The sequence below is a fragment of the Halostagnicola kamekurae genome, assembly GCF_900116205.1.
Classification (GTDB): domain Archaea; phylum Halobacteriota; class Halobacteria; order Halobacteriales; family Natrialbaceae; genus Halostagnicola; species Halostagnicola kamekurae.
In genome coordinates, this window is sequence record NZ_FOZS01000004.1 from 90695 (window position 1) to 108120 (window position 17426).

Annotated in this window: 20 protein-coding genes; 8 read left to right on the forward strand and 12 right to left on the reverse strand. The window is 61.3% G+C overall.

Translation table 11 applies throughout. The features are described 5' to 3' along the window. Positions 1 to 57 precede the first annotated feature (57 nt). Positions 58 to 1728, reverse strand: a complete 1671-nt coding sequence (locus BM348_RS16670; RefSeq protein WP_394328109.1) for an ATP-binding protein — start codon at positions 1726 to 1728, stop codon at positions 58 to 60. Positions 1729 to 1950: 222 nt separating this feature from the next. Here BM348_RS16670 and BM348_RS21480 point away from each other — a divergent pair, with 222 nt between their 5' ends. Then, complete coding sequence (locus BM348_RS21480; RefSeq protein ID WP_175507228.1) at positions 1951 to 2121, forward strand: hypothetical protein; 171 nt, start codon at positions 1951 to 1953, stop codon at positions 2119 to 2121. Between the two features lie 91 nt (positions 2122 to 2212). Then, positions 2213 to 2437: a hypothetical protein gene (locus BM348_RS16675; protein ID WP_092906615.1), complete on the forward strand. Its 225-nt coding sequence runs from the start codon at positions 2213 to 2215 to the stop codon at positions 2435 to 2437. Between the two features lie 145 nt (positions 2438 to 2582). Here the strand turns inward: BM348_RS16675 and BM348_RS16680 are convergent, their stop codons facing one another. Together BM348_RS16680 and BM348_RS16685 are read right to left on the reverse strand one after the other, a co-directional pair. After that, a complete protein-coding gene (locus BM348_RS16680; protein WP_092906617.1) occupies positions 2583 to 3725 on the reverse strand; it encodes an AI-2E family transporter in 1143 nt (380 codons plus the stop codon). A gap of 93 nt (positions 3726 to 3818) precedes the next feature. After that, positions 3819 to 5165 (reverse strand): cytochrome P450, encoded by a 1347-nt coding sequence (locus BM348_RS16685; RefSeq protein ID WP_092906619.1) that lies wholly within the window; start codon positions 5163 to 5165, stop codon positions 3819 to 3821. Between the two features lie 134 nt (positions 5166 to 5299). Here BM348_RS16685 and BM348_RS16690 point away from each other — a divergent pair, with 134 nt between their 5' ends. Together BM348_RS16690 and BM348_RS16695 are read left to right on the forward strand one after the other, a co-directional pair. Then, positions 5300 to 5959, forward strand: coding sequence for a helix-turn-helix domain-containing protein (locus BM348_RS16690; protein WP_092907210.1), 660 nt, complete (start codon positions 5300 to 5302; stop codon positions 5957 to 5959). 68 nt (positions 5960 to 6027) lie between these two features. Continuing rightward, positions 6028 to 7014: a hypothetical protein gene (locus tag BM348_RS16695; protein ID WP_092906621.1), complete on the forward strand. Its 987-nt coding sequence runs from the start codon at positions 6028 to 6030 to the stop codon at positions 7012 to 7014. Between the two features lie 216 nt (positions 7015 to 7230). On the opposite strand, the gene BM348_RS16700 is transcribed toward BM348_RS16695, so the two are convergent. Then, the gene (locus tag BM348_RS16700) at positions 7231 to 7434 is read right to left on the reverse strand and encodes a hypothetical protein (RefSeq protein ID WP_139231220.1); all 204 of its coding nucleotides are present in this window, start codon (positions 7432 to 7434) and stop codon (positions 7231 to 7233) included. A gap of 166 nt (positions 7435 to 7600) precedes the next feature. On the opposite strand from BM348_RS16700, the gene BM348_RS16705 reads away from it, so the two are divergent. Next, positions 7601 to 8770, forward strand: coding sequence for a hypothetical protein (locus tag BM348_RS16705; protein ID WP_092906625.1), 1170 nt, complete (start codon positions 7601 to 7603; stop codon positions 8768 to 8770). A gap of 79 nt (positions 8771 to 8849) precedes the next feature. Here BM348_RS16705 and BM348_RS16710 read toward each other — a convergent pair whose 3' ends face one another. The 3 genes from BM348_RS16710 to BM348_RS16720 form a co-directional block, all read right to left on the reverse strand. Further along, positions 8850 to 9506 carry a hypothetical protein gene (locus BM348_RS16710; RefSeq protein ID WP_092906627.1) on the reverse strand — a complete coding sequence of 219 codons (657 nt, stop codon included), beginning with the start codon at positions 9504 to 9506 and terminating at the stop codon, positions 8850 to 8852. Further along, positions 9503 to 10132, reverse strand: coding sequence for a hypothetical protein (locus BM348_RS16715; RefSeq protein WP_092906629.1), 630 nt, complete (start codon positions 10130 to 10132; stop codon positions 9503 to 9505). Before BM348_RS16715 ends, BM348_RS16710 begins: the two co-directional genes overlap by 4 nt. Before the next feature lie 66 nt (positions 10133 to 10198). Next, entirely contained in the window at positions 10199 to 11332 is a 1134-nt protein-coding gene (locus BM348_RS16720) for a metal-dependent hydrolase (protein WP_342714188.1), read from the reverse strand. 133 nt (positions 11333 to 11465) lie between these two features. On the opposite strand from BM348_RS16720, the gene BM348_RS16725 reads away from it, so the two are divergent. Next, complete coding sequence (locus BM348_RS16725; RefSeq protein WP_092906634.1) at positions 11466 to 11735, forward strand: hypothetical protein; 270 nt, start codon at positions 11466 to 11468, stop codon at positions 11733 to 11735. Between the two features lie 110 nt (positions 11736 to 11845). Beyond that, positions 11846 to 12763, forward strand: coding sequence for a hypothetical protein (locus tag BM348_RS16730; protein ID WP_092906636.1), 918 nt, complete (start codon positions 11846 to 11848; stop codon positions 12761 to 12763). Between the two features lie 27 nt (positions 12764 to 12790). On the opposite strand, the gene BM348_RS16735 is transcribed toward BM348_RS16730, so the two are convergent. The 5 genes from BM348_RS16735 to BM348_RS16755 form a co-directional block, all read right to left on the reverse strand. Continuing rightward, positions 12791 to 13228, reverse strand: coding sequence for an SHOCT domain-containing protein (locus tag BM348_RS16735; protein ID WP_092906638.1), 438 nt, complete (start codon positions 13226 to 13228; stop codon positions 12791 to 12793). Between the two features lie 22 nt (positions 13229 to 13250). Next, positions 13251 to 14069 (reverse strand): 2-phosphosulfolactate phosphatase, encoded by an 819-nt coding sequence (locus BM348_RS16740; protein ID WP_092906640.1) that lies wholly within the window; start codon positions 14067 to 14069, stop codon positions 13251 to 13253. Between the two features lie 135 nt (positions 14070 to 14204). Further along, positions 14205 to 14648, reverse strand: a complete 444-nt coding sequence (locus BM348_RS16745) for an arsenate-mycothiol transferase ArsC (RefSeq protein WP_092906642.1) — start codon at positions 14646 to 14648, stop codon at positions 14205 to 14207. 17 nt (positions 14649 to 14665) lie between these two features. Then, positions 14666 to 15829, reverse strand: coding sequence for an ACR3 family arsenite efflux transporter (arsB, locus tag BM348_RS16750; RefSeq protein ID WP_092906644.1), 1164 nt, complete (start codon positions 15827 to 15829; stop codon positions 14666 to 14668). Further along, positions 15822 to 16220 (reverse strand): ArsR/SmtB family transcription factor, encoded by a 399-nt coding sequence (locus tag BM348_RS16755; RefSeq protein ID WP_092906646.1) that lies wholly within the window; start codon positions 16218 to 16220, stop codon positions 15822 to 15824. The genes arsB and BM348_RS16755 overlap by 8 nt, the downstream gene beginning before the upstream one ends. Before the next feature lie 547 nt (positions 16221 to 16767). Here BM348_RS16755 and BM348_RS16765 point away from each other — a divergent pair. Further along, positions 16768 to 17298: an HTH domain-containing protein gene (locus BM348_RS16765; protein ID WP_245779513.1), complete on the forward strand. Its 531-nt coding sequence runs from the start codon at positions 16768 to 16770 to the stop codon at positions 17296 to 17298. Positions 17299 to 17426 lie beyond the last annotated feature (128 nt).

Below are 17426 nucleotides of genomic sequence, written 5' to 3' on the forward strand. Positions count from 1 at the left end.
GCGATTCGCCATCGCCGTGTTCGAGCTCCTATCCTGACGATTCGACCCCGTCACAGGTTAGTCGTCCGTTCCCGTTGCAGACAGTGCCTCGAGAATCTCGGACTCGAGTTGGTACGTTCGCTCGGATGGCCGACAGAGGATGCCCTGTGTCCTGAGTTCAGAAAGCAAACTCTGAACGGCAACTGTGGATCGATCGACCCGATCCGCCACCTCGACGGTGGTTAGCGGTCCGCCCTGGGCCAGCGTTTTGACGACCCGGCGACTCGTCTCGAGCGAACAGCGCGACCGCTCGCACGCGGCGGTGAGTCGATCGTCGATCGGCGTCGTCTCGAGGAGTTCGTCGACGTCCTGTTTCTCGTCCGCAACAATGATCTGTGAGTTCGCGACGGTCAGTTCCTCCGGGACGTCAGCGTAACCGAACTCGAAATCGTCCCCGCCGGCTTGTACGATCGGTTGGTCGGAGGAATCTCCCTCGAGCGACTCGATCCGATCTTTGAGTGCTCGATTTCGCTTGGCGAGGTTTTCAGTTCTGCCGCGCTGGGCCTCGAGTTTATCCTGAAGGATGTCGATGACGTGATCTTTCTCCTCGAGTTGCGATTCGAGCTCTTCCTGCGTGGACTCGAGTTCGACGAGTTCGTCGTGTAACCGTCGGATTTCGTCGTTCGACTGGGGTAACTCCGTCTGGACCGTATCGGGATTCTGCAAGGCCTCTGCCATCTGCTGGGCGACGCTCGAGATGTCGCGTGCATTCTGCAGTTCCTCTTCGAGCTCTTCGATTCGGTCGCCGCGCTTCTCGAGGTTGCGCTCGAGTTCCTCGATCCGGCTCTCCTCTCGTTGCTTTCGCTCGGAAATCTTCTGGAGATCCCCCACCAGCGCGTCGGAGACCGATTTGAGCTCCGGCCGCTCGAAGTCGTCGAGGCCGGGCGTCGCGCCGGCGTCGAACGTCCGTTTGCGGCGGAACTGGATCTTGCGCACGTCGACGTCGTTCCAGTCGGTCTGGACGTACGCCTGTCCGTCGTCGAGTTCCGAGACGAGTTCGGAGTACTCGCTGTCGATGATCCGGCCGACGACCTTGGTGTCATTTTCCCACGTGAGACGATGCCAGACGAGCCAGTTGGCCTGCGTGATGAAGTCCTTCTTGACGTCCGCCGGTCGCTGGCTGATTCCCAGGATCCCGAGTCCGTGCTTTCGACCGCGCTTGCCGATTTTGATCAGCAACTTGCCCGTCTCGTCCATGCCGCCACCTTCGGGAATGTACTCGTGAACTTCCTCGACGACCAGCAGGAACGGTTTCTTGAGCTTCTTTTCCTTGACGAACAGCTGTCGGGCCGTCTCCCGGAGGAGTTCGTTCGCGACCTCCTCGTCTAAGTATCCCGACACGTCGAGGATAACCGGGACGTTTTCCTCGAGTGCGAGCGTCGCCATCTGCTCTGCGTGTTCCGGGCCGATCTGGATGTCACACTCCTCGTCCGCTCCGGCGTGAAGCATCTCGTACTCCTCTTTGAGCCCGTAGTACTCGCCGTCGGTGTCGACGATCAAAAGCGGGAATCCGGCCTCGAGGAGTTCCTCGGCGATCACCGACGCCGTATTCGACTTCCCGCTGCCGGACTTTCCGGTCACGAACCCCCGTCCGGTCAGCAACTCGACGACCGGAATCGTGACGTCGGTACCGTCCGACGCTTCGCCGACGACGACCTCACGCTCGTCACTCACTGCAGGGCACCCCATTCGCGTGCGCCACGTTCATTATCTGTACACTTCTGTCACGGACCCTTGAATATTCGCCTCGTGGATTTATCGTTTCTTCGAGGTGACTTGTCAACTCGAGCACGCACCGGCGCCAACGATCGCATAGTTCGGGGCTTATCGGCGAGATTTTCGCGCTAGACCGTCCGGAGAGAACTCTCGATTGATCCGCGCGCTTATTCTACCGCAAATCGAAGCGAATCTATGGTCGATGGAGAAAGCGATCAGCTGGATGCAGACAAACTGGGTACGGGAATAGCGATCGGGCTTCCGATCGGCGTCGCGCTGGGAGTCGCGGTGGACAATATCGGAATGGGAATCGCCATCGGCGTCTCGATCGGCGTCGCTTTCGGCGTCGCGTGGGGCGACTCGTAGGCGAGTCGAGCCAGTTCCGTCAGCGTCCGCTCGAGCGCGGACCATCGTCCGGATATTCAGTTTTTAATACCACAAGTACGAACGGGGCGGTATGGACGAACTGCTCGACGTTCTGGATCTCGTCGCGGACTCCGAACTCGAGGGTATCGTAACGTGGTTGTTCCGCCTTCTCGGCGTCCTCGCCGTCCTCGCCGGGATCGGCGTCCTGTTGTTCACCGATATCACCCTGCTCGTTCCCGCCGTCCTCATCGTCGTCGGACTCGTCCTCATCGCGATTCCCAGTCTCCTCCTCGAGCTAGCCGAACTCGCTGGCTAACCTCCCGAATCCCGGATCGAACCGCTCGAACGCAGTATCTTTACTGGCAGTCACCGCTCCGATCGCGTGTCGTCCGCTCGAGCGCTCGAGAAACTGCCGCGGACACAACTCTCGAGCGCTCGGTTCGTACGGCCTGTAGATACGCTCACTCGGACGACGAGTGATCGTTCCCGTCCGAGTCGACGGAACTGTCTCCCCCTCCCGCCGTCTCCGGTTCCGTCGACCGAGGCTCCATCCACTCGACCGACCGTTCTGCCTTCGTGTCGGTGGTTCGTTCTCGAGCGAAGCAATCGAGGGTGAGTTTTGCGCCGCCGAGGACGACCGGGCCGATAAACAGCCCGACGGCTCCGAAGACGATGAGCCCCCCGAAGATACCGATGACCACGATCGCGGAGTTAAACGCCGCGGTCTGCCCGATCAAGGCCGGTCGGAGGTACGTATCCGAGAACGTGACCAACAGTCCGTAGACGATCATCGCGACGGCGGCGGTCGGCCGTTGAACTGTCACGAGATAGACGGCTGCCGGAATCCAGATCCCGAACGCGCCGACGAGCGGCAACAGCGTGAGGATGAAGGTGGCCACGGTGAGAAAGATGACCGCCGGGACGCCGGCGACGGCCAGCCCGATCCCGAGCAGTATCGACTGAATGCCCGCCACGGCGACGTTCCCGACGACCGACGCCCACATGAGTTGGTCCAGCCCGACGCGCAGTTCCTCGAGGATCTCGTCGTCGATCGGCAACACCCACTGAAACCACGCGACCAATCGTTTGCCGTCCCGCAGGAGGGCAAACAGCACGAACACCGTTACCGTCAGTCCGATAAACATCTTCGGGAGGCTTCCGACGAGGCCGAGTGCGGCGTTCGTCACCTCCTGAATGCCGGAGGCGATTCGACCCTGGTTCGCCTCGTACAGCGAGACGAGATCGACGGCGTAGCCGTTGGTTTCGAACACGTTTTCGATCGTCTCCACGTTGATATCCCCCTGTCTGATAGCGCGAACGATACTCAGTGATTGTCGTGTCGCTACCGTGATGGTATAGACGAGCGGGATGAGTACAGCGAGGAAGGTCGCTACAACTACGGTGGTCGCCGCGATCGTCGGCCTGAGGTACTGCTCTACGCGGTCCTGAACGGGAAGGAGAATATATGCGAGCACGATGCCGAACAGCACGTACTGGAGGTACGGCAGGAGAACGAACACGGCGAGCAGCCCGGCCAGCAGGGCGATCGCGGTGAGGCCGGGCTGTTCGGCGATCCAGTCCGGCGTGTTCGGTGTATCGGTCATGCAGGGCATAGGGACACCTGACAGATTAGTCCATTGATACACCAACACACGCCCGTTTCTCGAGGTGCCAGTGACTGATGGATCGACCGCGACTCAGTCAGTCGATCGTTCGTGGGCGACCATCACGACGTCGTCTTTCGGTCGCGAGGTGACGGTCGGGACGACCTCGAGATTCCGGTCGGAGACCAGTTCGAGGTGGTATCGCTGGTAGATCGTCGCGAGCAGGAGCCGGGCCTCGAGCATGGCAAAGCGGTCGCCGATGCACCGTCTCGGCCCGGCCGCGAACGGGAAATACGCCAGCTTCGGAAGCTCGCGTTCCATCTCGCTGGTCCAGCGCTCGGGTCGGAACGTGCGGGCGTCGTCGTACCAGCGCGGATCTCGGTGGACGACCCACTGGCTCAGGTGGACCGTCGCCCCCGCGGGAATCTCGTAGCCGCCGACGGTATCGGGCGAGACCGCCTCGCGGACGATGGCCGGCACCGGCGGAAACAGTCGCATCGACTCCTTGACTACCTGTTCAGTATAGGTCAACTGTGAAAGATCGCTCATCTCCGGCGTCCGTCCGCCAAGCACCGCCTCGAGTTCCGCTACAAGTCGCTGTTCGACCTTCGGGTGCTGTGAGAGGAGGTACGCCGTGTAGGTCAGCGAGACGGCCGTCGTCTCGTGACCGGCGGTCAGCAGCGTGATGATCTCGTCGTGGATCTGCTCGTCACTGAGGGACGTTCCGTCGTCGTCGGCCGCCGAAAGGAGCGCCGAGACGACGTCGTCGCCGGGATCGGCCCGTCGCTCCCGGATGATGTCCTCGACGACGTCGTCGAGGGTCTCGCGTGCGTTCGCCATCTTCCGACGGGACGGGAGAGGAACTTCTTCCGGAAGGAGGACGTTCGGGAGGCTCGAGGTCGCCGGGAGGAAGGTGTCGATGGCCGAGGATATCTCCTCGAGGCGATCCTCCACGTCGGCACCCAGGAGGGCCTTCGCGACGATCCGTAGCGTGAGCTCCATCATGTCGTCGTGGATCAGTCGTCGCTCGCCGTCGGACCACCGCTCGCAGAGATCCTCGGTGAAGTCGGTCATCATCTCGGCGTACACCTCGATCCGATCGGGGTGGAACGCCGGCTGTACGAGGTGGCGGTTTCGCCGCCACTCCTCGCCCTCGCTGTTTAAGATCCCGTTGCCGGTCAGCGGCCCCAGAATCTTCTGGAAGCTCTCGCCTTTCACGTAGTTCTGGTTGTTCTGGACGAGGACGTGTTCGATATCGTCCGGGTGATTGAGCTGGTACATATCGCCCCGGATCCCGTCCCAGTGGACGACGTCGCCGTACTCGTCCGCGATTCGCGTCCTGAAATCCAGACCGTCCCGTACCATCGCTGGATCCGCCCCGAGGACCGGTAGTCCGCTCGGGCCGGGCGGCGTTTCGTCCCGTCGCGTCTCGTCTGTCATCGGTTAGATCGAGGGGCGGAACGGATTAGGATCTAATTCCTAGGATACTAGAGCCACTCTTAGGGTGCTCCGTCTCGAGTGCTCGAACGACCCATGTCCACTCGCTCCGTCGTCAGACCGGAGGTGTGCAGCCGGTGAGATACGCCACGATCGTTCTCGGGGGCGAAAACGTTCAGATATCGCCTATCCTGAATCGATTCGTCGGCTCGGACGCCGTCCGTATCGACTCCACGCGCCACATCGGACCGATCGAGGACGGCCAACACGTCGTCCTCGTCGACCTACAGGGCGATCTTTCCACCGCCGAGGACCTGCTCGCCGACTCGAGCAACGTCGTCCGTTACGACGTGACGGGGACGAACGGACGCGGCGTCGCGTACCTGCGCTGTCGGAGCATCGGGTTGATCGGCGACCTGCTGTCGATCCTCTACGCCCACGACATCGTTCTCGACTGGCCGATACACCACGCCGAAACGCCCGCCGGCCGGCGCTATCGATTCACCGTGATCGGAACCGAATCCGGAATCCAGCGCGCGATGGCGCAGGTTCCGGACGAGATCTCGATCGAACTCGAGAAGATCGGCCCGTACGGGACGCGGCCGGACCAGCGTGAGGCTGTCCTGACCGATCGGCAGTCGGACCTGCTCGAACTCGCCGTCGAGGAGGGCTACTACGAGGTCCCCCGCGAGACGACTCATCGAGCGCTCGCCGAGGAACTCGGCCTGTCGGTGGGAACGGTCAGCGATCGCCTCCAGCGAATCGAGCGCCGGCTGGTACTGGCTGCGACCGACTGACGTCCCCTCTCCGAACGCCCGAGTATCGCGTGGTTGCTTTAAGCACGCTCACGTCATCAGCTAGCACTGTGAGTTCGAATACGCTCGATGCGCTCGGACGTGCCATCCTCGAGACGCTCGACGAGGGCCCCACCTCGATCGATACCATGGAGGCGACCTTCGACACCGCTCCAGAGACGCTCGAGTCGCACTTACAACAACTGATCGACAACGCGTTGGTCCGAGAGGCACCCGACGGTAGGTACGAACTGACCGACAACGGCCGTCGGCTGTTGCGCGCAACGCCGACCGGCGAGTACGTCGACCGAACCGATATCCCCCCGCCCGTCGAGCGAGCGATCGCCTCATTCTCTCTGCCCCCGGACGAGGAGCAGGCGGTCCGAACCGCCTTCTCGTTTCTCGCCTACTGGGGCGACGCGACGACCGCAGAACTCGTCGACGGCTGTTACAGCGAATCCCCGGCGGGCTACGAGACGCCGGAGGAGTGGTGGGCCCATTGTATCGAAGACCGACTCGAGGGAGTACCACTCGTCGACGCGCCGGAACTCGACTTGGGCGACGCCGACTCATCGCCGTCGTCATCGTCCGACTCATCGCCGTCGTCATCGTCCGACTCGTCCACACCGTCGACAGATTCGTCCCCGTCGTCGCCCCGGTCGATCACAACGTCTGACTCGTCGGCGGTAACTCCGGTCGTTTGGACGTACGAACGAACGCCCGTCGTCGACCGATTCGCCGGCGGAGACGGCCGGAACATTCCCGACTCGGGACCGCCTTACGGGAGCGTCCGCCACGGCCTCGAGAGCCGAACGGGAAGCGAGGACGAACGGGCCGCCGCCCGCGTTGCGTTCGCCATCCTCTTCGAAGCGGGGACCGTGAGCGAGGCCGATCTGGTCGAGCGGGCGTACGACAACTATCCGGCGGGGTACGACTCGAGTACCGCGTGGCTGACGTGGCTCTCTGACCTCTTCGAGTCGCTCCCCGGGATCGAACGGGGGGCGGAGGCGGCCGACGAACCCGGGTGGCAGTACAGTCCAACGTTCGATCGAACGTAACTCGCCGTCGAATCATCCACAACACGCGCAGTTTCGTTCGCTTTGTCCCGACGCGATCGCTTTGTCCCGGCGCGTTCCCGTTTGTTTCGGCATGATCACCTCTTACGGGCGTACGCGCTCGAGCGAGTCGCCGGGCCCACATCTGGTAGAACGAGGAGGGTTAGTCCGTAGCCGGTAGAACAGGTGTATTTAGTCCGTATCCGTTCGAGCCGGTGGTTATCGACTCGTGACCGCTCGGTAGAGCAGCCATCCGCCAGCGACCGCGGCGATGGCTCCGCTCGCGGACCTCTTTTTGAGGCCTGTCAGCACGAGGCCGGTACCGAGTACGGTCGCGGCGATTCGTTCCCCTCGGAAATTCGCTGTCGCCTGCTCGCGTGTCGTGTCTCGCTCCTGATTTTTGAAGGCAGCTGTAAGTGACATCGGTGCCAGTCTCACCTCGTGTCGCGAGATACTGAAGCTTGGTCGTTCGGCGAGCACTTGCAACGTGGTGTCGTATTACATCGCGATGCAACGTCGGCAGAGACCTAGCTCAAATAGTAATTTCACTCTGCGATAGTGCTTTTTCTATGTGCAGTGACTGGTGGGTATGGATAGACGAACGTTCATAGCTGGAACGACGACAGCGGTTGCGCTGACGGCCGGTTGTCTCGCATCGGGCGAGAAGGGATCGGATGATAACCCGTCGAACGAGTCGGACGACGACGGAGCGGACGATTCGAGTACGCCGCTCTCAGCCGATACACAGTCGTACGCTGCCGTCGGAGGTGACAGTGTGAGTGGGTCACCGCTGGAACACGAAGTAGCCGTCATCGGCGGCGACCTTCGCTCTCCCGACGCCCCGCTGCGAGTCGAAGTGACGGTCACGAACACGTCTGACGACACACTCACTTACGGGGAGCGCCGCTCGACGCTGTTCTGGGGGAGTCGCTCGGAGAACGGCTTCACCCTCCTTCCCGAACTGGATTCGGGGACGACCAGTTCGATCCGCGAGTTCGATACGGAAGCAGAATACTGGGTCGCCACGGGTCCGTTCGTAACGACTGACGACTATCAGGTCGGCTCCCTCGAGCCTGGCGAGTCCCACTCGGAGACGTTGAGCGTGGTAGTCAGTCACCGAGAAGACCCACCCGCGGACCCGCCGGGGGAGATATCGTTCAGCACCAAGTTCCGGGCCCCAAGCGGCGTGGGTTCGGCGGCGGAATCCGAATCAGTGTCATCGAAATGGGGATTTACGCTCAGTCGCGATGCCGAGACGGGGTCGTACGTTGCCGACGGCGATGCGGCCGGTCGCGAGGTTCCCCTCCAATATAGCGTCGACGCGGTGCAAGCAGACATGCGGTCGCCGGAGGGTCCACTGCGAGTCGAGGTCTCGCTCACGAACGTGGGCGATGCCGTCGTCCACTACGGCGAGCGTCGAACGGCACTGTTCTGGGGAGCCCGATCCGAGGAGTTCGTTCTGTATCCCGACCGAGAGGTACCCGCGGACCGCTACGAGCGAGATCCTGATACCGGCCTGTGGGTCGCAACGGAGGGATTTGGGATGACGATGGACTACCAAACAGAGTCGCTCGAGCCGGGTGCGACCCGTTCTGAGACGCTTCTGGTACTGGTCCAACCGGACAAAGGGTCAGTCGGCGAGAATCTCCCATCGGAGCTGTCTTTCGAAACGACCGTCACAGTCACCCAGATCGGCGGGGAGTCCGTCGATGATCGATCCACGAACTGGAGGTTCTCTCTTCAGGCGGGCGCAGAATAACGGCCGCCTACCACGTCGGGTGACGGTCGCACGGACAGCACCGACGAAGCGATGCAAACAGTCACCGGGTGAGCCGTCGTCACTCTCTTGTAAACCGTTCGCCGATCGCCGACGACAGGTCCGTGAGGTAGACCCCGCCCCACAGCGCCACGATGATGGCACCAATCGTGTTGTAGACGACGTCCCAGAGCGTGTCGTAGACGCCGTACTGAGTGAGTACCGAACGGGTTCCGAGCCAGTCGGCGGCGATTCCGATCCCGAACTCGAGGAGTTCCCACAGCACCGCGAACGCGAGTACGAACAGCAGGATGATCACGCTGATGAACTTCGGGGGGAGATAGACGTCGTCGGAGTGTTCGTCGATCGCTCGGACCGTCGCGTAGCCGACGGCCGCGACGACTGACGCCGAAAGCGCGTGGGTCAGGTGGTCCCACCACTCCACCCCGGAGTAGAAGTTCGACCCCATCCCGGGGATGCCGACGGTCCCGAGCGCGTGGAGGAACGCGGCGCTGGTGACCCAGAGCGTGATCCGCGGGTCCATCGGGATCTCGAAGTCCCGCTCTAGCAGCGGCGGGAGCTGGGTCACGATTAGACAGACCACCGTGTTGACGATGATGCCGGCGCTCCCGCGTTCGATGCCGACGAAAAGCAGTCCGACGAGGCTGATCTCCATCAGGTACGTGAGCTGGCGCTGTCGGCGCGGGGATGCGAGTACGCTGGTTATCGCGTTGCTCATTCGCTCTCACCCCGCCGATCGTGTGCCAGTTCGTCCGTGAGTTCGGCGGGAACGCGGTCCGCCATGGTGATCTGTCGGCGGAAGTAGACGGTGAACACGACGCCGGCGAAGAGCCCGGCGATCGTCGAGTAAATCCACTCGTACATGAGCGCCTCGTTGGTCGTGATGAAGTCGGTTCCGAGGTAGACGTCGGATCCCCACCTGACGATTCCCCACAGGGCGGCGGACGCCAACGTGCCCATCACGACGAGGACGACCGCGAATCCGGGGGAGAGTCGAATCGGCGTAAACGACTGGAGTTCGACGGCTATCACCAGCGAGATCGCCGCAACCGCGAAGTATGCCCCAAATTGGCTGGACAGCAACTCGGAACCGAGTGCCAACCCGACCACCGGCAGCGCCGCCATGAGTAGGACTTCCCAGGGTAGCATGACGTAGGCCGTTCGGTAGGCGAGCGGCGGGATCACCGCCAGCACGACTAACACCAGCGCGAACAGCGACCACAGGACCCCCGTGGTGACGACGACGCCGACGCTCGCACACGAAAGCAAACCGACTAGTAGCCACGCGACGATCGCGTTTCGGCGCCCGTCGTCGAGTAATTGATCGAGCTCAGAAAGAGCCATACTGGCCGTATGAACTTTCGATATAAAATACCGGGTGACCACCTGACAGACAGACAGAACGCTACGTCAGGCCGCTACGACGATAGCAGCGGCATACACGGTCGCGTATCCGCCGAGGGCCGCGGTAATCCCGGTGAGTGCGGTGAGTGCGACGCCGAGTGACGGTATGTGACCGTCGGCGGTCGGTCCGCTCCAGCGCCGCTCGAGCGCCACCGATCGTGCACGATGTCGCAGAGTCGTCGCCCCCCACGAGAGATCCGACACGGCCGAGAACCCGGCACAGACCAACCCAACTGCCAGAATCGAGAACACGAAGTGATACGAGACCTCGAGCGTCGGCGGCGTCATCACGACCGCCGCGACGCCGTAGGCGAGACCGGCGCTCGCGCGTCGATCGACCAGTCTCGGCAGCGAGCGGTCGGTGACGCGAGCGACGGCGACGGCCGCGAGCCAGACGACCGCCAACTCGAGTGCGAACGCGCCGAGCAGGTGAGCAGTCGCGTCGTCGTGGAGCATCACCCGGCCGTCAAACACCCGAACGGAGAGCGGATAGAACAACTGCGGCGGTTCGCCCGTTACCAGGTCGCCCCACGGGTGCGAGAGCAGTCCTGCGGTGGCGGCGAGTCCGATCGTCCGGGCCGAGAAGTCCGTCGCGAATCGGGACGCCGCGGCGACACTGACGCCGGCGACGACGAACAGTCCCATCACGATACCGCCCAGCGGACCGCTTACGAGGAACGCGACGCCGACGAGTCCGGCGAGTGCGACGGCACTACCCGTCCGACCGACGGCCCGGACCCGCGGCGAGTGCGGTTTCGAGAGGGTCCAGAGCCCGAACGCGGGGCCGGCGAGCAGGGAGACGACGAGCGAGTGGGTCATCGCCCGATGGACGCCTCGAGTGGCGTCCCAGAACGTACTCGGTCGGGCGACCGACTCGGCGGACAGCGCGCCGAAATCGATCGCTACGGCGGCGTACGCGACGTCAATGTCAGGAATCGCGGCGAAGGCTCCCGCGACTACTCCGAGCGAAAGCGCGCGGCGGGCCGGCCATCCTCGCCAGTCGGCAACCAGCGTGGCGAGGGCGAACGCCAGCAGCGCGTGTCCGAGGAACACGTCGTCGTGAATATGCGTGCGGACGGCATAAGTTCCTCGCCGATTTTGAACCGTGATAGCACGCCCCGAGATAGACGTCCCTCCCATTTCTCGGGAAACAGAGGTACTGGGTGTCGAAACGGGGGAGTAGCAATCCGCGGTCAGTGACCACCTCGACGACTGCCGGCGACCGAGCATATTCAGGGGCCACTGTTAGGCACGTCGCTGGGTTACCCACCCCATGGCCGAAACCCCAGACGTCGAGACGGTCGAAACGGAAGACGAGTACATCCACGTCCGATTTCGCGATCCCGATCGGTACGACGAAATCCGGACGCCCGACTGGGCGGACAACCCAGCGGAGTCGGTTTCCGAGGGCAGTGAAGTCCGGACCGGTCGCGTCGAGAACGGCGACGACTGGGAGGTCACGAGCGTCCTGATCAAAAAGAACGTCGGCGAGGAGAAAGCAAGAGAACAGGCACGGGAGATCGTCGAGAAAATCGAATCGTAACCCGCGACGGTGTCTGGATCGCTTCTCGCCCTCGAACGCCGACGCGATTGGTCCACACCCGGCGTTTTCGTGGTTGCACCTTTTTCATCCGGCTCGGTGGCGAGACTCGTATGGACGCGTACTGGAAATCGCTTCGTACGGTCTGGGAAGGGCTCGAGCCTGGTTCGGCCCTCGTGACACCGGTTTCGGAGCGCCTGTTCGATGTCGAATCGATCCGTGACGACCGTCTCGAGGTCAGGTTTCGAGACAGCGGCGAGCGTCGATCGCTTCTCCGGGAGCAGTTCGACGTCCTCGCCGACCGGCTCGAGGAGAATCCGATCCCGGTGGCGACGCTCGCCCCGGGCGTCGAACCGTACGCGGCCGCGTTGAGTCTCGGCCCTGTCGTCGTCTCCGACGGCGAAACGCTGTCGATGGCTCCCGACGAGGCTGTTGGTGGGGAGAGCCCGCACCTCCGCTCGCCGGAGGAAGCGCGAACGCGGCCCCGACGGGTCCACGACGACGCCGTGTTGCTGGCCGACCTCCTCGATCGGGTGAACGCGACCGATCCGGGGTCGATCGACACCGAGGCGCTGACCGACCTGTACGTCCTCCTCTCGGACGTCCAGCGCGGAGCCGATCGCGTCAGGGGGACGGCCAGAAACGCCTTGCTCGAGCGCCTCGGTCCCGACCAGCGGTTACACGGGCGCTTCGGGACCGTCAGGCGAACGACGCGCGAACGGCGGATCCCGAAGGACGACGAGACGATCTTCGAGGCGCTGGACGAACGCGACATCCCTCGAGCGTGGGTCACCGGCGTCGATCCCGAGAAGCTAGACGTCGTCCTCGCGGTAACCGATCTGGACGAAGCTACCGTCTACGACGTCGACGAGCAGGTCTACGTCCAGAAGACGGGCGTCGACGAGGACGAGAAGTTCGCCCACCTGCAGGGGCTGGCGGAGCGACTCGAGGAGATCGAAGGCGGAGAGGAGATCCACGACGACCTCCTCGAAATCGAACGACGGATCGACGAGGCGCTTTCAGCCGGGTAGCCGGCCGGAAGCCCCGATAGGTGCCCGTTAGTTCGGCTCGCGGTCGAGCTCTGCGTCTTCGATTCGAACGGCGTCCGTCTCTGGCGGGCCCTCGTCGGCTACAGACGGCTCTCGAGTCGGCCCGTCGTCCTTGTCGGGCGCTGCTCCCTCGAGCAGTCGGCCCACGTCTCGCTCGAATTCCTCGTCGGAGATCGTTCCCTCCGCGTACCGCGTTTTGAGCGTCTCTACCGGGTCCCTCTGCTGGCGAGTGGCACCGTCGACTTCGATACCCTGCTTTGGACCCGTCTCGTCGTCGCCCTCGAGGAGGAACGCGAGGGGCGTTCCGACGACGAATCCGATGGCATCGACGAGCAAGAGCCACTCGATCTCGAGCGTCGCACCGACGACCGCCACTCCCATCGAGACGAGGGCGAGGACTTCGGCGAGGTGCTCGGAGGCGCGCTCGAGCGGGGCCGGGCGTTCCATAGCGCATACTTCGCTCGCCGCGTCAATACGTCTCCACTTTTCCGTCGGCATCATCTTCGTCGTCTGCTGTAGCAAGATCGCACGCCGGGAGGCCGAGATCGTTCTCTGCCGAAGCAATATCGTACAATCGCTGACCCTGGAGTTTGGGCACGACGGTACGGCTATCGAACGCGAGGGTGTACTCGTAGAGGTCCGTTCGCTTGATCTCGGGTTTGTTCTCGTACTTCGGTCCTTTGGCGTACTGGACGACCTGTCGAAACGCCTCGCGCCGTTCGTCCGTGATCGCGATCCCGTGGAGGTGATGACCGATGACCAGCGTGCCGACGGTGTCCTCTGGCGAGGGTTTCCCGTTCGATCCGGCGGCGACGAGGTACGTCTCGCGGTCGCTCTCCCGTAGGTGCTCGGCGACGGCCCTGCCGTTGGTCAGGCCGCCGACGTAGATGTCGACATTGTCGCCGCCGGCGAGTCGAAGGTCGGTGATCGCGTTCCCGCCATTCGTCGACGTCATCGCCGTCGGCCGCCCGTCGACGTCTACGTCCTGGACGAAACTCGGCGAGTTGAAGAAGTCGTATCCGGGTTCGCCCTCGTAGTCGGGGCCGGAGCCGCCACCGATCTTCGCTCGAGGATGGGCCGCTTTGAATTCGGGTTCGTTCCCGCGTTGTTCGGTAACGTAGATGTACTCCGCACCGTTTGCGAGAAGTTCGGGAACGGTCGTCGAAAACTGAGCGACGTCGACGACCACGTAGTTTCCGGGACCCGGATCGTCGGGAATCGCTGCCCGCGAGGGGATGATCGTCTCGAGTAGTTTCGATTCCAGCGTGCTATCGGCGAGTTCGTCCATGCCGATGGCTTCGCGCCCGCTCACAATAGGATAACTAAGAGTGATATATAGCCGTCCTGATCGGTATAGTTGGTATATTCTCCAGCGCGTTATAGAACGCTTCCCGTACTCGTTGAAGGGATAGATACAGGTGGCTTAGTTATCGGTCTGTTGTTCACCAGTTATTTCGTTGAACAGAGAATCGACCCTGATCTCGATTTCATCGCGGATCTCCCGTACCGTCCCGAGGTCCTTTCCGTGGGGGTCAGCAAGCCCCCAATCACGGTTTTCACCGCTCCATGTGGCTGGACAGACTCCTTCTGCAGAACACCCCATTGTAATTACGTATTCACAGTCTTGGAGATCGGTGTGTGTGATCTCTCGAGGCGTTCGAGTACGGAGGTCGATATCTTTCTCTTGCATAACCTCAACCACTTCCTCGTGGACGGAATCGGCTGGCTGCGTGCCACCAGTTGTGATCTCGATGGACTCGGCTAACTCTCGGACGTTCCGCTCGCGCTCACCGAAAGCAGACGCCATCTGCGAACGTCCAGCGTTCTGCACACAGACGAACGCGATACGTGTAGTTTCCTTACTCATGATGTATTTGCTGTTGATTAGTCGTCTTCTGAGACGGCTGTCTTGGTCGAATTAACTATCTGCCCCGTCTCAAAGCTGTCCCAATCGAACGCACGCTGGAAGTACAGTGCCACATGGACGAGTGCGAGGAGGACAGGGACTTCGATGAGCGGGCCAACGACGGTCGCAAAGGCAACACCAGATCCGACGCCGAAGACGGCGACCGAGACGGCGATCGCCAACTCGAAATTATTCGACGCCGCTGTGAATCCGATTGCGGTCGTCGTTGAGTAGTCTGCACCAATACCGCGACCCATGCCAAAGCTCACGAGGAACATCACTATGAAGTAAATCGTCAGTGGGACGGCAATCAATAGGACATCTGCGGGAGCCGCGACAATGTTCTCGCCCTGCGTGGCGAACATTACAATGATGGTGAATAGCAGTGCGATCAGCGTCAGTGGATCGATTTTCGGGATAAGTTCGTCATCGTACCAGTCCTCGCCCTTCGTTCGCGTTCCGACGTACCGGGTGAGGAACCCGCCTGCAAAGGGAATGCCAAGGAAAATCACGATCGCTTTGAACACTTGTATCGGCGTGATATCGAAGGTCGTAATCCCGGCAACAAGCGTCTCCATGCCCAATAGCGGCGGAAGGAAGAGAGCAAAGAACCAGACGTACACTCCGTAGGTGATGATCTGGAAGAGACTATTGAACGCGACTAAGCCGGTCACGTACTCAGTCGATCCGTCCGCAAGTTCGTTCCAGACCAGCACCATCGCGATACACCGGGCCATTCCGATGAATATCAGTCCGAGGAAGTACTCGGGACGAGCCGGTAGGCCGGGCACAAGACCGCTGAAGAAGACGACTGCAAGCCCGAACATTAGCGTCGGGCCGATCAGCCAGTTCTGAATGAGGCTCAACCCGAGAACCCGCCAGTTACTGAATACAGTTGGAAGCCGTGAGTAGTCTGCCTTCGCTAACGGGGGGTACATCATCAAGATGAGACCGATCTCGACAAGGTGGAGGTTCTGAATCGGTTGGGTCACTGACGGAGCGGCATAGCCGAGACCGACACCAATTGCCATCGCGCCAAAGATCCAGACAGTGAGATACTTATCGAGGAAGTCCATCGACCGTGGATCGCCACAGCTCTCGCACCCGCAGTTCGGGCCGTGTTCGTGGGTCGTGTTACTCATCGCTCACGCTCCCTTCGAGGACTGTCACGAGCGCGACAGCGCGGTTGGTCGCTCGGTATTTCTTCCAGCGTCCGTCTTTCCGGCTCGAGACGAGTCCCGCCTCGACGAGTGCTGAGAGCGCGTGGCTGAGGCCACTCTCGGTCACATCGACGACAGCGTTCAGTTCGCAGACGCAGAGTTCCGCTTCTGCGGCGACGAGAACGCGAACGAGTGTATAGCGTGTCTCGTTGGCCAGCGCTGAAAGAACGTCGAGTTCGGTGTTGACCTGTTGCGCTCCAATCGCTTCCTCGAGCGTGCTGAGTTCGTTGAGCCGTTCTTCGACATCTTCGCTGCGACACTCTCCGAGTTCGTCTTCGAGATATCGTTGCAGTCGTTCCGTCGCTTGTGCCATCGATAATTGATTGAGCAATCTCTCAATTAATCCTTCCGGTAGAAAGCAACTATATCGGACCCAGCACTCTGTAGTACGGCTATATCACCACACTATCAGAAACCTCCAATGATTTTGGTTGAGAGTCCTCTAAACCCTACTATGAGAAACAAGCAGAGAGTCGAGTCCGGTCTTGTTCGTGTCAGTGAGACCAGCCGGAAGCAACGGGACGGATCAGAGTTCGTTGGTGCGTTCGGAAAGAAAACTGGGAGTTCTGATCTTGTCTTAACAGTAGATAGTAACACAGTTTCTTTATTCAAGGATATGGTTGAAGATAAATCGAGTGATTCGGCAACTACGTGTGCGGATGTGTTATTGTGAACTAGTCAACAGAACAACTATCTAAGTGGAGTCCGTTCATAGACATATGGGCGATCGTATCACGTTGCTTTACGAGAACGACCATTTTCGGACGATCGTTGGTACAGTTGGTATACTGGTTCTTCTCATAGCTTTCACCGAGATGACGCTCCAAACGGCTATTCCGTTATTCCTCATGTTTGGTCTGATGATGGCACACGATGTCGCCGATGAGTTCTACGACTTACCTGAGGGAACGAACTGGTTCGTCTACGGGGCGTCTATCGTCGCTGTCGGGGTATACTGGATGGTTGTGTTCCCCCTTCCGTGGGTCGGCGGTCTCTTCGGTCTCGTTGGGCTCTGGTTCGTCTTCGATGGCGTGACGACCATCCGATACGGGCCGTCGCGGACGACGCCGGGATATATGTCCGACCTCGAAAACGAGCAGTGGGGAGAGACAATGCTCCGGATGCAGACGTTGAACGTCATCTATCAAGCTTTGAAAAACGCTGACGGCCCACGGACCGCCCCGGAGCTTGCTACTGATCTCGACCTTACTGAGTCACGGATCGAACGAGCCCTCGAGTTTCTGGAACACGAAGGCCGTATCGAACACGAGAAGGGCCACTATCGTGCCGATCCGCCCCGGTGGGGTAGATTGACCCCCGTCGTCCAGTTCGTTGTCTGGCTCCCGCGTCGAGTCAGTCGGCCGTTTCGTCGAGTAACCGCCAACGCATAGCTCCGTAACTGAGCAGTACGTAAGTCACCTGTACTTACCGTGAGTTTCACGTCTAACTCTGAATAAAGAAACCGTATTACCAACTACTGTTAATTGAGGGCTTGCTCCCAGAACAGGATGGCGAAGTC